The 13,125-nt window shown below is 69.1% G+C and carries 10 protein-coding genes; all 10 read right to left on the reverse strand.

All coding sequences use genetic code 11. From position 1 onward, the window contains the following. Window positions 1-2 precede the first annotated feature (2 nt). On the reverse strand, window positions 3-1,718 hold the full coding sequence (locus AC3WOS_RS12030) for a methyl-accepting chemotaxis protein (RefSeq protein WP_492716190.1): 1,716 nt from the start codon (window positions 1,716-1,718) through the stop codon (window positions 3-5). Between the two features lie 50 nt (window positions 1,719-1,768). Beyond that, the gene (locus tag AC3WOS_RS12035) at window positions 1,769-3,529 is read right to left on the reverse strand and encodes a sigma-54-dependent Fis family transcriptional regulator (protein WP_492716191.1); all 1,761 of its coding nucleotides are present in this window, start codon (window positions 3,527-3,529) and stop codon (window positions 1,769-1,771) included. A 272-nt stretch (window positions 3,530-3,801) separates the two neighbouring features. Then, window positions 3,802-4,680 carry a pirin family protein gene (locus tag AC3WOS_RS12040; RefSeq protein ID WP_492716192.1) on the reverse strand — a complete coding sequence of 293 codons (879 nt, stop codon included), beginning with the start codon at window positions 4,678-4,680 and terminating at the stop codon, window positions 3,802-3,804. Between the two features lie 5 nt (window positions 4,681-4,685). Continuing rightward, on the reverse strand, window positions 4,686-5,084 hold the full coding sequence (locus AC3WOS_RS12045; protein ID WP_492716193.1) for an OsmC family protein: 399 nt from the start codon (window positions 5,082-5,084) through the stop codon (window positions 4,686-4,688). Window positions 5,085-5,243: 159 nt separating this feature from the next. Next, window positions 5,244-5,588 (reverse strand): zinc ribbon domain-containing protein YjdM, encoded by a 345-nt coding sequence (locus tag AC3WOS_RS12050; RefSeq protein WP_492716195.1) that lies wholly within the window; start codon window positions 5,586-5,588, stop codon window positions 5,244-5,246. An 87-nt stretch (window positions 5,589-5,675) separates the two neighbouring features. Next, window positions 5,676-7,970, reverse strand: a complete 2,295-nt coding sequence (locus AC3WOS_RS12055; protein ID WP_492716196.1) for an SUMF1/EgtB/PvdO family nonheme iron enzyme — start codon at window positions 7,968-7,970, stop codon at window positions 5,676-5,678. Between the two features lie 22 nt (window positions 7,971-7,992). Beyond that, window positions 7,993-10,338 (reverse strand): coiled-coil domain-containing protein, encoded by a 2,346-nt coding sequence (locus AC3WOS_RS12060; protein ID WP_492716197.1) that lies wholly within the window; start codon window positions 10,336-10,338, stop codon window positions 7,993-7,995. A 91-nt stretch (window positions 10,339-10,429) separates the two neighbouring features. Continuing rightward, window positions 10,430-11,488: a hypothetical protein gene (locus AC3WOS_RS12065; RefSeq protein WP_492716198.1), complete on the reverse strand. Its 1,059-nt coding sequence runs from the start codon at window positions 11,486-11,488 to the stop codon at window positions 10,430-10,432. Continuing rightward, complete coding sequence (locus tag AC3WOS_RS12070) at window positions 11,485-12,693, reverse strand: hypothetical protein (RefSeq protein ID WP_492716199.1); 1,209 nt, start codon at window positions 12,691-12,693, stop codon at window positions 11,485-11,487. Before AC3WOS_RS12070 ends, AC3WOS_RS12065 begins: the two co-directional genes overlap by 4 nt. 3 nt (window positions 12,694-12,696) lie before the next feature. Then, on the reverse strand, window positions 12,697-13,125 hold a 429-nt coding region (locus AC3WOS_RS12075), incomplete at its 5' end, for a hypothetical protein (RefSeq protein ID WP_492716200.1).

Genomic DNA, 13,125 nt, shown 5'->3' on the forward strand with positions numbered 1-13,125 from the left:
CTTCAGCGCGCAGGCCGGGCCGCGGCGCCGGCAACTGCTGTCGTTGCCGGCAGTGCCGGGCGACGTGCCGTTAGCGCTGCTCCCTTGCCCGCCCCTTTGACCGCGCCTTTGCCTGCCCCAATACGCGCCGGGGCCGAGGCGGCTGGCGCGGCCGCCACGGCGGCCGGCGCCGCGTCCGAACGGTAGCCGATGCGGAAGCCGCCCCAATGCCGGCCCCGTACCATGATGGGCGCGGACAGGTCGTGCATCACCTCGCCCGTATCGCGCTTGTAGGTCTGCAGCAGATAGGGCTGGGTATGCGAGCCGCAGCGGGCGCCGATGCGGTCGTCGAAAATACGCTTGGTGCGGTTGTGCAGCAGGTCATAGTCGACATCGCCCGTCAGTGGCTGGCTGAACTTGCGATTATGGGTGGGGAAGTAGCCATGGTCATCCACCGCACCCGCGTAGGCCAGCTGCGGCAGCCGTTCCAGCACCGCTTCCTGGATGGCCGGCAGCACGCGGTCCGTGTAGGCGTCAAACGCCGTGCGGTACTTGGGCGGATTGGTGCCGGGGATAGGCGTGTAGTGCCGGTCGAACAGGGCCTGCTCGCTGATGACGCCGCACTTGAGCGCCTGCTCGAACAGTTCGCCCACCTCGCGCGCGGCCTGCTGGGCCGCGGCGCGGATGGCGTCGTGCGCACCGGCCGACTGGCCGCCGGCGCCGGCATGGAACAGCAGTTCGGCCTTCTCGCTCACCATCATGGCCGACTGCGAGGCCAGCGGCAATTCAGTCTGGGTATTGAGCATGCCGTCGCGGATCGCTTCGATGGCGCCGCCGATCACGCGCGTGCTGTCCACATGGCTGCGCGAGGACAGCGCGATGGCCTGCACTTCCCCCTCGGCCGTGGCGGAGGCCTGGTCGATGGTGCGGAAGAAGGTATGCACCTGCTCGACCTTGCCACTGGCCGCCACGACCTTGCCGCTCAGCGCTTCCATGCCGCTGGCGGCGCGCTCGGCCTGTTCGCTGATGGTGCGCACCAGCTGGCCGATCTCGTGGCTCGATTCGCTGGTGCGCATGGCCAGCTGGCGCACTTCGCCGGCCACCACGGCAAAGCCCCGCCCATGCTCGCCGGCGCGGGCGGCCTCGATGGCCGCGTTCAGTGCCAGCAGGTTGGTGCGCTGGGCGATCTGGTTGATGGTGTCGGTGATGCTGTTGATGCTGCGCGATTTTTCCTGCAAGGCCCGCATCAGGGCCACGGCCGCATGGGCGTCCTCGCGTGCCTGGCCGATCTGCTGCAGGCTCTGGTCGGCCTCGGTACGCCCGGCCAGGCTGGCGCGGCGCACGTCGGCCGCCACGGCGGAGGCCCGCTCGGCGTTGGCGGCGATATGCTCCGTGTTGGCCGTCGAATGGGCCGCGTGCCGCACGATCTCCTGCACCGCCTGCAGGTCATGCTCGACCTGCTTGCGGATAGTGTCGATGAAGTGCGACGTTTCGGCTGCGCCTATCATCATCTGGTCTATCATGGGGCCGCTGCTGGCCAGCAGCTGTTCCGGCGTGCCGGCGCCGCGTCCGCGCAGGAGCGCGCCCAGCGCCATGCCACCGGCCGCCGACAGCGCCGCCGCCACCTGCGCCGGCCACGCCGCTCCAACCAGGGCGCTCGCGCCCAGAGCCAGCGCGGCGAACACCACCACCGTACCCATTACCGTCATCCGCTGCCGCAGCACCGATTGCGCATACATAGTCGTCTCCCGCTGTCTCGTTATGGTGTCGCTACCGGCGCTGGCGCGCTTCACGCCGCCGCCAGCCGGTCCATTCCCAGCTTGCGGTAGATCGTGTTGCGCGAGATGCCCAACGCGCGCGCGGCGGCGGATGTATTGCCGCCGTGCGCGGCCAGCGTGCGCTGGATGACTTGCAACTCCATCTCGTCCAGGCCCAGCACCGGTGCATTGTCAATACAAGCAGCTTCCATGCCTGCCGCAAGCGGCGGCAGATCGTCCATGAAATCGTCGGGCAGATGTTCGAGGCCGATCTCGCCGTCCGGCCCGGCCATCACGGCGGCCGTGCGCAGCACGTTGCGCAACTGGCGCAGGTTGCCCGGCCAGCGGTGGCGTTCCAGCAGCCGTGCCACGGCCGGCGCCAGGGTCCGCCCCGGCCCTTCCTCGGCCAGCACGCGCGCGGCCAGCGCTGGCAAATCCGCCCGTTCGCGCAGGGCCGGCAGTTTGACCACCATGCCGTTGATCCGGTAATACAGGTCTTCGCGGAAGGTCTTGGCGGCGATCTGTTCGCGCAGGTTGCGGTGCGTGGCGCATACCAGCGCGATGTCGACCGCGATGGACTTGTCGCTGCCCAGCGGCGTCACCTGTCGCTCTTGCAGCACGCGCAGCAGCCGCGCCTGCAGCGACAGCGGCATGTCGCCTATCTCGTCAAGGAACAGCGTGCCGCCATTGGCCTGCACGATCCTGCCGGTGTTGCCCTTGCGGCGCGCGCCCGTGAACGCCCCTTCCTCGTAGCCGAACAGCTCCGATTCGATCAGCGTTTCGGGGATGGAGGCGCAATTGATGGCCACGAAAGGCCGCTGCGCGCGCGGCGAATCGCGGTGGATCGCCTGCGCCAGCCATTCCTTGCCGGTGCCCGTCTCGCCCGTGATCAGCACGCCGATGTCGCAGCCGACCACCTTGCGCAACTTGGCGATCACCTGCGCCATGCGCGGATCGCCCAGGTCCAGCTGGCCCAGCGCCGTTGCGATCGGCGCGTCCGCCCCCCGGCCCAGGGCGGCGCGGCCGCGGCGGGCCGGATGGGCCGACTGAGCTGGCTCGGCGCCGGCTGCCCGCAGGTCCATCGTGTCACAGTTGTCCCAAAATTGCGCACGGCAGTGTACCTGCAGCCCCTGCGGCAATTGCCACTGCAAGTCGCCGGGCGCGGCGGCCCGGCAGCGCTCGGTCAGCTGCGCCAGCGAGGCGCCGAACAGCGACGAGAAGGTATGCGAGGCCAGCGCCGCGCGCGGCAGGCCAAGCTGGTCCAGGCCGGCCTGGTTAAGCATGACCACCCGGCCATCCACGTTGCAGCTGGCCAGGCCGTCCTGCAGGGTGCCGATACCGGCGCTGCGGGCGTGAAATTGCAGCGTCAGCCCGCCCGGCGCCGCGGCCAGGAACAGCTTGCGCTCTATCATTTGCGCCGCCATGCGGGCCAGCGCCAGCATGCACGGCTGGTCGCCGGCGCAGCCGCCGACGATGGCCAGCGCGCCGCACAACTGCCCCCGGATGTCGACGATGGGGGCGGTGGCGCCGCCCGGCAGGTCATGCTGGCATGGCGGGGCGCACTGGCCGCCGCAGTGGGTGGGCAGGCAGACCGGATGCTGCCCGGCCAGGGTGACGCGCACGGCGTCGGCCAGGCGTTCCGTCTGTTGCGCCAGGTCCGCGCCACCGCGCGCATGGACAGTCTTGCCCTCGGCGTCGACCACCAGCATGGTCGTGTCGGCGCCGATCATCTGGTGCTGCAATAAATCCAATACCGGTAGTGCATGAACAAACAGCAGACTGGTAGACATCATCACGCTCTCGTCCTGGGACCTGCAAGAGCGCATTTGCTGGGCGCGCCGTCAGATGACAGTGTTAATTGAAGGATAAAAATCCTGACACACACACTGTACCCGGATGGAACAGAAGAAAACCTTGATGCAGATCAAGGCGCCCATCAAGCGACCACTTGACTTCGCCTACTCACCACAGTTTGAGCACCATCTGCCGCCATGGACGACAAACAGTCCGTTACGCGCCTACACCAACGGTATCGGGCAGGCGCGTATGGCGCGGACGGTTCAGGTCAGATCGGCATCCTTTGCGGCAGCGGAATCCATTCCGTTTCGCCCGGCACCTGGCCCATGCGCTGGGCGCTCCAGTCCTCGGACGCCTGCACGATGCGTTCCTTGCGCGAGGAGACGAAGTTCCACGACATGAAGCGCCGCCCTTCCAGCGGCTCGCCGCCGATCACGACGAACTGCGCGTCCGAGCCGGCCAGCACGCGCTGGGGCGTGGCCGTGTCGAGCAGCGCCATCGTGTGCAGCGCCAGCGGCACGCCGTCCACTTCCAGCGCGCCGCTGATGGGGTAGATGGCCGCTTCCGGCGGCAGGCCGGTCAGGCCGATCTCCTGCCCCGCCTGCAGCGTCACATCCAGATACAGGGTCTGGCTGTAGGTGCGCACAGGCGAGGTCTTGCCGAAGGCGCTGCCGATCAGCACCCGCACCCGGGCGCCCTGCACCGTCAGCTCGGGAATCTCGTCGGCCGCCGTGTGGCAGAAGCTCGGTTCATCTTCCTCGTGCGCCAGCGGCAGCGCGGCCCACAGCTGCAGGCCGTGGGTGCGGTGCGGGCGGTCCACCAGGTCCTTGGGGGTGCGCTCGGAGTGGACGATGCCGCGTCCGGCCGTCATCCAGTTGATGGCGCCCGGTTCGATGCGCTGCACGGAGCCGATGCTGTCGCGGTGGTCCATCGCCCCTTCGAACAGATAGGTGACCGTGGCCAGGCCGATGTGGGGATGGGGCCGCACGTCGTGGTTGGCGCCCGGCGCCACGTCCATCGGGCCGAAATGGTCGAAGAAGATGAACGGGCCCACGGCCTGCTTGACGGCGGCCGGCAGGAAACGCCGCACCACCAGGCCGCCGCCCAGATCCTTCTCGTGGCCTTTTAAAACGGTGGAAATGGTCATGGCGCTTACCCCAGCACGGTCGTCACTTCGGTGGTCACGGCCGTCATCAGCTTGTGGATCGGGCATTTCTGGGCCACCGCCAGCAGGTCGGCGCGCTGCTGCTCCGTCAGCTCGCCCGTCAGGTGCAGCGTGGTGGCCAGGCGATAAGTGCCCTTGCGCTCATCGCTCGCGTCGCGCTCGGTCGTCACTTCCACCTGTTCCACGGGGATGCCCTTGCGCTTGGCGTACCAGACCACGGTCAACGCCTTGCAGGAACTGATGGCGGCGTCGTACAGGTCGTGCGGCGAAGGGCCGGCGTCGTTGCCGCCCTCTTCCAGCGTGCCGTCGGTCGAGATCAGGTGGTTGCGCACGTGGACGATGTGGCGCATCGGCAGCGACTGGTCGCGGATTACTTTGATAGTCATGGCGTTCCTTGTTGGGCAATGATACAGAACCGACAATTTACACCGTTTGGGCGATTCGCGCCTGCCCCAAGAGCGCAATGGCGGCGCCGGAAATGCAAACGGCGGCCCGGGAAGGCCGCCGCTGTCGGGCAACGCAGGCGGCACGGGGCCGCCCGGGCATCACACCACTTTCTTGACGAATTCCGACTTCAGGCTCATGGCGCCGAAACCGTCGATCTTGCAATCGATGTCGTGATCGCTGTCGACCAGACGGATGTTCTTGACCTTGGTGCCCACCTTGACGGTGCCGCCGCCGCCCTTCAGCTTCAGGTCCTTGATGACGGTGACGGTGTCGCCGTCCTGCAGGATGTTGCCGACGGAATCACGGTACACCTTGGCGCCTTCTTCGGCCGCTTCGGCAGCTTGCGCGCTCCACTCGTGGGCGCATTCCGGGCACACGTACTGGTCGCCGTCTTCATAGGTGAATTCGGAATGGCATTTGGGGCATGGAGGTAAAGCGCTCATCGTATGGTCCTGAAAAGTTAGGCAACTGCCGGCAAAAACCAGCATTATACAGCTTCACCACCCAAATTCCCAGCCAACGGCTGCCATCTACGTCAATTTGCGCGCCACCCGGAAACCGACGATGTCGTTGGCCAGCACCGCCGAGTAGCCGTTGCGCACGGCCGAGCGCAGATAGCGCGGGTTGTACAGCCACGAGCCGCCACGCAGCACGCGCCGCACCTGGTCGCCGCCGGCCTCCCATGCGCTGCCGTCGGCCGGCGCGCCCAGGTAGTTATCGTGCACCACGTCCTGCACCCATTCCCACACGTTGCCGTGCATGTCGAACAGGCCCCAGGGATTGGGCGCGAACGTGCCGCATTTGGTCGTCCCCTGGCGGAACTCGCCGCGCGCGCTGCCGTTGTAGGTGTAGTTACCGTCGTAGTTGGCCAGCTCGGTGCTGATCTCGTCGCCGAAGCTGAACGCCGTCCTGGTGCCGGCCCGGCAAGCATATTCCCACTCCGCCTCGCTGGGCAGCCGGTACAGCTGGCCGGTGCGCTCGGACAGCCAATGCACATAGCGCTGCGCGTCGTTCCAGCTCACGCCCACCACCGGATGGTCGTCCGTCTGCGCAAAGCCGGGCTGGCGCCAGTCCGTGTCGGACAGCGACTCCCAGCCCGTGGCGCGGGCGAACAGCTTCCACTGCCCCACCGTGACGGGATGGCGCCCCAGCGCGAAGGAATGCTCGATGCCCACCCAGTGCTGGGGCGTTTCACGTTCCAGCCAGCCTTGCTGGGCGCCGGCCTTGATGGCGACGGCCTGTTCGTGTTCCGGTGAACCCATCTGGAAGCGGCCGGTGGGTATCAGCACCAGCTCCGGGCCCACGCCCGTGCCGTCGAGGAAGCGGTCGCGCAACACGCCGCTGGGATCGGCCACGGGACTGCCGGGCGTGGGCAGCAAGGCCGCCAGTTCGGCCGCGTTGCGTTCGGCCTGCTCCTTGCGGTGGCGCTCCTGCTCGGCGCGGTAGGCTGCTTCCGCCTTGAGCTGCATGGCCTTGCGCTGCTGCTCTTCGCGCGCGGCGCGGGCGGCGGCGGCGTCGGCCTCGCGCCGGGCCAGCAACTGCTCGCGCAGCTGCTGCTTGCGCACCTTGGCCGCCGCTTCCGCCTCGGCACGCTGGCGGGCTTCCTGCTCGCGGCGCAGCTTGTCGAGCCTGACCTTCTCGAGCGCCGCGGCCTGGGCGGCGGCCTGGATCTCGGCCTGCCGTTTGGCGGCCAGCTCCGCCTGGCGCTGCTGCTCGGCCAGGCGGCCCTGTTCGGCCTGGGCCGCCAGCTCCTTCTGGCGCAGCGCTTCGCGGGCGCGGGCCTGTTCGACGGCTGCCGCCTGGGCCGCCAGTTCCTCCTCGCTGGGGCCGGCGGCGCGGCGCAGCGCCTCCAGCAATTCGGCCACGCTGGCCGGACGGCGCTCCTGCGCGAAGGCGAAACCCGCCTGCAGCACCTGCCATTGGCGCAGGTTGAGCGCCGCCGGCGCGGACGGATGGAAGTCGGCGCTGCGCACATCGTCGAACGGCATGCGCCCTTCCAGCAGCTGGTAGACCATCACGGCCACGGCGTACACGTCCAGCCGGGGGCTGGGCTGGCGCTGATGGGTGCCCGCTTCCGGCGCGCGGTAGCCGGCCGTGCCGGCGTTGGGTACTTCCAGCCCCAGGCTGCTGCCGGCACTGCGCGCGCGCGAGGCGATGCCGAAGTCGAGCAGCTTGATCTCGCCACGCTGGGTCAGGAACACGTTGCCGGGCTTGATGTCGCGGTGCACCAGCTTGTGCTTGTCCCAGGCGTAGTGCAGCGCCTCGCCCACCGGCTGCAGCAGCTGGCAGACGCGCTCCAGCGCCATCGGGCCTTCGTGCGCGAGCAGCGCATCGAGGTCCTGGCCTTCCAGGTATTCCATGATGATGAAATAGCTGGAGGTGGCCGGGTCCTGCGCCCACTCATACACGCGCACGATGTTCTCGTGGGCCAGCTTGCGGGCCTGGGTGGCTTCCTCGATCAGCAGCTTGGCGTGGGTGGCGCTCTGGGTCAGCTGCGGCGGCAGGATCTTCAGCGCCACCTGGTCGCTGTGCCCCAGTTCGGCGTGCGTGGCCAGGTCGGTCGCCAGCCACACCTGGCCCATGCCGCCCATGCCGATCAGGCGCTCGAGCCGGTAGCGGCGGTTCTGCGGGCCGATTTCCTGGCCTCCCATCAGGCCCAGCTCCGTGCCCTGGCGCGCCAGCACGGGCGCGCCGCTGCCCGCCGGCGGCGCGTATTCGGCGTCCAGGATGGCGTTCTTGCGGCGATCGAATTCCTGCAGGCTCAACAGGCCATCCTCATGCAGGGCGCGCAGTTCGCGGATCTTGTCTCTTGCTGTTTGCATCATTGCGAGTGTTTTTCCTGCTCCATCAAGACGTCAGCGGCACGCCGCATTCGGCGCAGAATTTGTCATGCGGGGAGTCCGGCCGCAGCGGGTGGCCGTTGCGGCAGCAGCGCACGGACGCCGCCGGGGCGGACGAGGTCGAGGTCACAGCGACTGTCGTCATAGCCGTCGCTGGTGCCGCGGCGGCGACGGCCAGTGTGCCACGGTCCGGGATGCCGGCGCGGGCCACGCCGACACCGAGCTGGCTTTGCGTGGTCAGCGCGACGGCGCTGGCCGCGTTCTGCAGGTTGAGCAGGTCCAGCTGGTGGCGGCGGTCCTTGTCCACGTCGGCGCCGCGCAGGGCGCGTTCTTCCAGCACCTGCTCGCGCGCCAGGCGCATGGCCTCGGCCGGGCTGACGCCGCGCTCGGCGGCCACCACGGCAGCCAGCGACTGGATCTGGTCCGGCGACATGCCGCCCTGGATCTGCAGCTGCATGACGCGCGCCACCGCTTCCGCATTGGGCACGGCGGCCGTGGCCACCATGGCCATGTCGCTCAGCTTGCCGATCGCTTCCACATGCGCGAGCTCGTGCGCCTGGCGCGCCAGCAGCAAATCGTACTCGCCTTTCCAGCGCGCGAATTTCTCGTCGCGCTCATGTTCCATGGCCTTCAGCTCGCGCTGCCACTGGGCTTCGCGCTCGCGCTCCTGCAACATCTGGCGCTGCTCGTCGACGGCCAGCTGGTCCAGCATGGCCTGGCGCGCGTTGGCCTGGTTGTTGCGGGTGTGGATGCTGTCGGCCTCTATCGTGCGCAGCAGCTTTTCGTGCTGGGCGATGGCGTCGGCCTGGGCGCCCGTGCGGCGCAACTCCTCGATCTGCTGGCTGATCTCGGCCACCTGCACGGCGTTGGACGCGTCCTTGACGGCGTCCCCGCGCAGCAGCTCGCGCTGGCGCGCCAGCTGCATCTGGTCTTCCCACTCCTGGACGCGTTCGGCCTCGCGCCGGCGCGCCAGGTTGGCCAGGACCAGCCCCTGGTGGCGGGCGATGTGGTGCTCCGCTTCCAGCTGCGCCTCGCGCTCCTTGTCGTCCGCCTCGCGCTGGCGCAGGCGGGCCAGTTCGGCGCGGCGGTGCGATTCATCCTCGATAGCCAGTGCCTGGGCGATCTGGTTTTCAATGGCCAGCTGGTGCAGCTTGTGCGAAAAGCGCTGCTGCGCCAGTTGCCGCTGTTCGGCCGCTTCCTGCTGGGCGATTTCCAGCCCGGTGCGCATCCTGATCTGGGCCAGTTCGCGCACATGCTCCCATTCGGCCGCGTCCCCGGCGCGCACGGCGCGGCTTTTCGCCAGCTCATGTTCAAGCTCCGCCAGCGTGGTGCCGGCGCCCTTTTCCAACGCCACCTTGCGCGTCTTGGACTCCATGATGCGGCCGTACAGGTCCACCTCGCGGGCGCGGATGGCCTGCACCCGCTCCGCTTCCTGCAACGTCAGCTCGGCCTTTTCGACACTGGCGTCCTGGCGCAGTTCCGCGCGGCGGTACTGGGTGCGCATCTTCTGCTCCTCGCGCCAGATGGCCTGCCATTCTTCCTCGTCGTAGATCTGATCGAGCTGCTTGACATGTTCCAGCTGCACGTGGCGCTCGTCGGCCACCAGCCACAGGGTGCCGATGCGCTCGCGGTTGTTGTCGAACTTGTCGTGCCGCAGGGCGGCCGTTTCCACCTGCGCCACGGCCAGCCCGAATTCGGCCAGGCGCAGCTTGAGCGCCGCCTGCAGCCGTTCGTCCAGCTGGGCGCGCAGGTCGGGATTGTGGGCCATGTCGCGCATCGAGCGGGCGCCGACGAATTCGGCCGCCAGCTGGCGCACGGACGACGCCAGCAACTCATGCAGGTGGCCGGTGGTGACGGTGCCCGGCGCCGTCATGAAGTGCTGGGCGAAGGCCGGTACGTTCTCGATGCGGATGCCGACCGTGAAGCGGGCCGATATCTTCAGGTGTTCGGCCGTGTGCAGGTCGTCGAACGCGAACTCCACCGGCAGCGGCGTGCCGCGTGTAACGAGGATTTCCGCGTGCTGGTTGCGCAGCAGGTGGTTCAGGCGCGTGAAGAAGCCTTCGATCTCATATTCGCCCTGCGGCACTTCGGTGGCCTTGTCGGCCTGCAGGATGTAGGCTCGGGCCGTGGCCGGCACGCGCAGGGTCTTGGTGAAGATGCCGGCCAGCGCCCGCACGCCGAAATAGACGGCCAGTTCGTCGGCGGCGGGTATCCAGCGATTGTCGCGCAGCACCGGTTCGTTGCGCGGTGCGCCCAGCGTCAGGCCGCAATCGGCGCAATAGCCCGACTGCCCGTCATTCTTGTGCCCACAGCGCGGACACTTGACGCCGCCAAAACCAAACATTTGGAACATGCCAGACTCCTTCTTGGGTTCATCCACCGCAACCGCCCCAGCCCGCCAACGATTTTAGCAGGGGCCTGCCGGTACTCATTTTGCGCACGATTCAGATCATGCCAATTCGTTCTATGCATGCGTAGCTGGCGCCGCGCGCCCGCAATGCGGCGCCGAAGCCCTCCGGCAATTGCCCCTGCCAATCGGCCGGCAGCAACACCCGGTCGCCTGTCGCTGCTTGCTTCATTATCAACTCCAGCTTGGGCCCGCATCCTTCCACCGTCTCCACCCGGCCCGCATGCCAGGCGCTGGAGCAGCCGGTGGCGATGATGCGCCCGCGCGGCACGCACTCGCGCCCGCGCGCGAGGCGGTCGGCCATGACCAGCGCCAGTTCGTAGGACGCGCCCTGGAACCGGGGCTGGCCGAAGCGCACCACGCTGCGCCAGCGCCCCAGGCCCCGGCCGTCGAAATGGCGGGCGCCGGCCAGCGCCTGGCGCACGGCCAGCTGCCCACCCAGGTCCAGGCCCGGCGCCGCGATCGTATCCTCCTCGTCCGCCCCGCCCTGCCCGATCGGGTAGACGCTCACCTCGACCCAGCCCAGGCTATCGTTGACGCCGCCGCTGTGCAGGGGGAACCAGGCCATGGCGGCCGATACGGCGGCAGCCGGATCGGGATGGCCGTTCAAGCCGCCAAGGTGGGAAATGGACAGGCAGGCGACGTCCGGCGCCACGGCCGTGCCGGCGCCCGCCACCAGCGCCGGCATTTCCGGCAGATGGTGATGGATGCGCTCGATTGCAAGCGGGATGCCGGCCGCCACCCGGCCCAGATGCCAGGCGTCGGAGCGGCCATGGGCCAGCACGGTGCCGCCGGTGGGCCGGTACAGGCCGCGCACCATGCGGTCGGCCAGCACGGCAGCCAGTTCCCAATCGCGTTCGTCCGGCTCCGGCGCCGTATCCATGCTGAGCACCACCTGCTCGCGGCTGTCGAAGCGCGCTTCCGTGTGGCGGGCCAGGCGCACCACTTCCTGCATGCGCTCGCAGATGGCCGGCGCACCGGCCACGGTGCACTTGACGTCGGCCCGGTTGGCGCGCGGGCGGCGGCTGGCCGTGATGGTCAGCAGGCGGCCATCGGCCAGCAAGGCCAGGCATAGTGCGGTGGCAGGCAGGGTCATAGCGATGGCTCCCGGCGGGCGGACGGCGCCAGCTCGTCCTCGTGTATCGGTTCGTACGGTGCGCGGCGCAGGGCCAGGGCCTGTTCGAGATTGGCGCAGATGCGGTCCGCCTCGTCGGACAGTTCGGCCCACTGTACCGGTACGGCCAGTTGCAGGCGGGCCAACAGTGACCACGCCTCGTCCAGCGCGGCCACGGCGGCTGTACTGTTACGGCTGCGGCGGGCCTGCTGGTCCGCCTCCAGCGGCTGATCCGGTGCGGCCCAGGCCAGCGACGGCATGGTGTCCACACCGAGCTTGAGCAAGGCCAGGCGCTGCAACAACGCTTGCTGGGCCTGGAACGGCCCGGGGCCGGCAGGCAGGGGCGCCAGGCGCAGTGCCGTAGTCAGGGCGGGCAGTTCCAGGAACAGCCGGCGCATGGAGCGTGCGTCGCTGTCCGCGGGCGGCAGGCCGGCCGATGGCCCGACCTTGCCGGCAACGTAACCGGGGGCTTCCCATCCTTGCGGGCCGGTGCCGGCAGCCGTGGCGCCGGAGGTGGCGGCACCGGCACCACTTGCGGCGGGGACGGCGGCACCAGCGCCGCTTACGGCGGAATCAGGCCCGTCCGGGGCAGGCGCCGCTGCGGCGGCGGCCTGCAAGGCCCGTTCGGCGAGGATGTCGGCGTAATCGACGCCGTCCCCAAGATCGACTGGTACGCAATCGTCCACCGTGACGCCGAAGCGGGTGTAGAGCAGCTGGTTCAGGCCCGCGCGGAAGGCGTTCCACTCGTCGAGCGTGGTGCAGGGTGGGAGTTCGAGCGTGCCCTGGGCCAGCTCCGTCCGCACGGCGGCCTCGATCCGCCCGCGCATGCCGTCCACATCCAGCCCGGCCTCCGCCTCGCTGTACAGGAACAGGTCGAAACGCTGCTGCGTCACGCGGGGATCGACGGCGTCGATGACGAACTGCAGGCGCAGGCCCAGCTCCGGCGCGGCGGCGAACGGAGTCAGGTCGACGCTGTAGGGGCCGGGGTGGAAGCAGAATACGGATTCACCTTCGGCGCAGTTGATCTTGCCGGCCGCCGCGCGGCGCGCATAGCCGCCCGGGTTGAAGATGACGACACAGCATACCCCGGGCGCGATATCGCCCTGGTCCAGGCGCTGGGCGATCTGCGACCGTCCCAGCGCGCTGGTGTCGGTCGGCTGACGGCGGCGGCGTCTGAACAGTCCCATGACTCAGGGTGCGACCGGTTCGACGGCGAAGCGCGCGCCGTACAGGTGGAAGTGCGGCGCCGGGGCAGTGGCGAACGGCCAGCTCTTTTCGCATTCGCCATCTGAGTCCAGGCGGCCCTGCAGCACGATGGCGCCGCCGCCATCGACCACGCGCAGCATGGTCTGTTCGCGCAGCAGGCGCGCGGCGAACGGCGCCGCCCCGGCCAGCTTGAGCACCACTTGCCAGCCCTCGCCTTCGGGCAGGAAATGCAAGGTCCAGAAGTTGTCGTCGGTCGTCAGCATTTCCAGTTCGCCCGCGCTGGCGGCGGCGCGCAGCATGCCGGTGCTGCCGCACCAGAGGGCGTCGTTGGCGGCGGCGCTGGCCGGCTGGTCCTGACGCAGCACCGGCAGCGTGCCGGGTGTGATCCGCCCCGTCGCCGCGGAAGCGCGGCC

This window comes from Rugamonas sp. FW305-51, assembly GCF_058786935.1.

What these genes read in the sequence shown, in the direction of transcription:
- AC3WOS_RS12030 (WP_492716190.1), bottom strand. Translation starts at nt 1,718, where the DNA reads ATGTATGCGCAATCGGTGCTGCGGCAGCGGATGACGGTAATGGGTACG.
- AC3WOS_RS12035 (WP_492716191.1), bottom strand. Translation starts at nt 3,529, where the DNA reads ATGATGTCTACCAGTCTGCTGTTTGTTCATGCACTACCGGTATTGGAT.
- AC3WOS_RS12040 (WP_492716192.1), bottom strand. Translation starts at nt 4,680, where the DNA reads ATGACCATTTCCACCGTTTTAAAAGGCCACGAGAAGGATCTGGGCGGC.
- AC3WOS_RS12045 (WP_492716193.1), bottom strand. Translation starts at nt 5,084, where the DNA reads ATGACTATCAAAGTAATCCGCGACCAGTCGCTGCCGATGCGCCACATC.
- AC3WOS_RS12050 (WP_492716195.1), bottom strand. Translation starts at nt 5,588, where the DNA reads ATGAGCGCTTTACCTCCATGCCCCAAATGCCATTCCGAATTCACCTAT.
- AC3WOS_RS12055 (WP_492716196.1), bottom strand. Translation starts at nt 7,970, where the DNA reads ATGATGCAAACAGCAAGAGACAAGATCCGCGAACTGCGCGCCCTGCAT.
- AC3WOS_RS12060 (WP_492716197.1), bottom strand. Translation starts at nt 10,338, where the DNA reads ATGTTCCAAATGTTTGGTTTTGGCGGCGTCAAGTGTCCGCGCTGTGGG.
- AC3WOS_RS12065 (WP_492716198.1), bottom strand. Translation starts at nt 11,488, where the DNA reads ATGACCCTGCCTGCCACCGCACTATGCCTGGCCTTGCTGGCCGATGGC.
- AC3WOS_RS12070 (WP_492716199.1), bottom strand. Translation starts at nt 12,693, where the DNA reads ATGGGACTGTTCAGACGCCGCCGCCGTCAGCCGACCGACACCAGCGCG.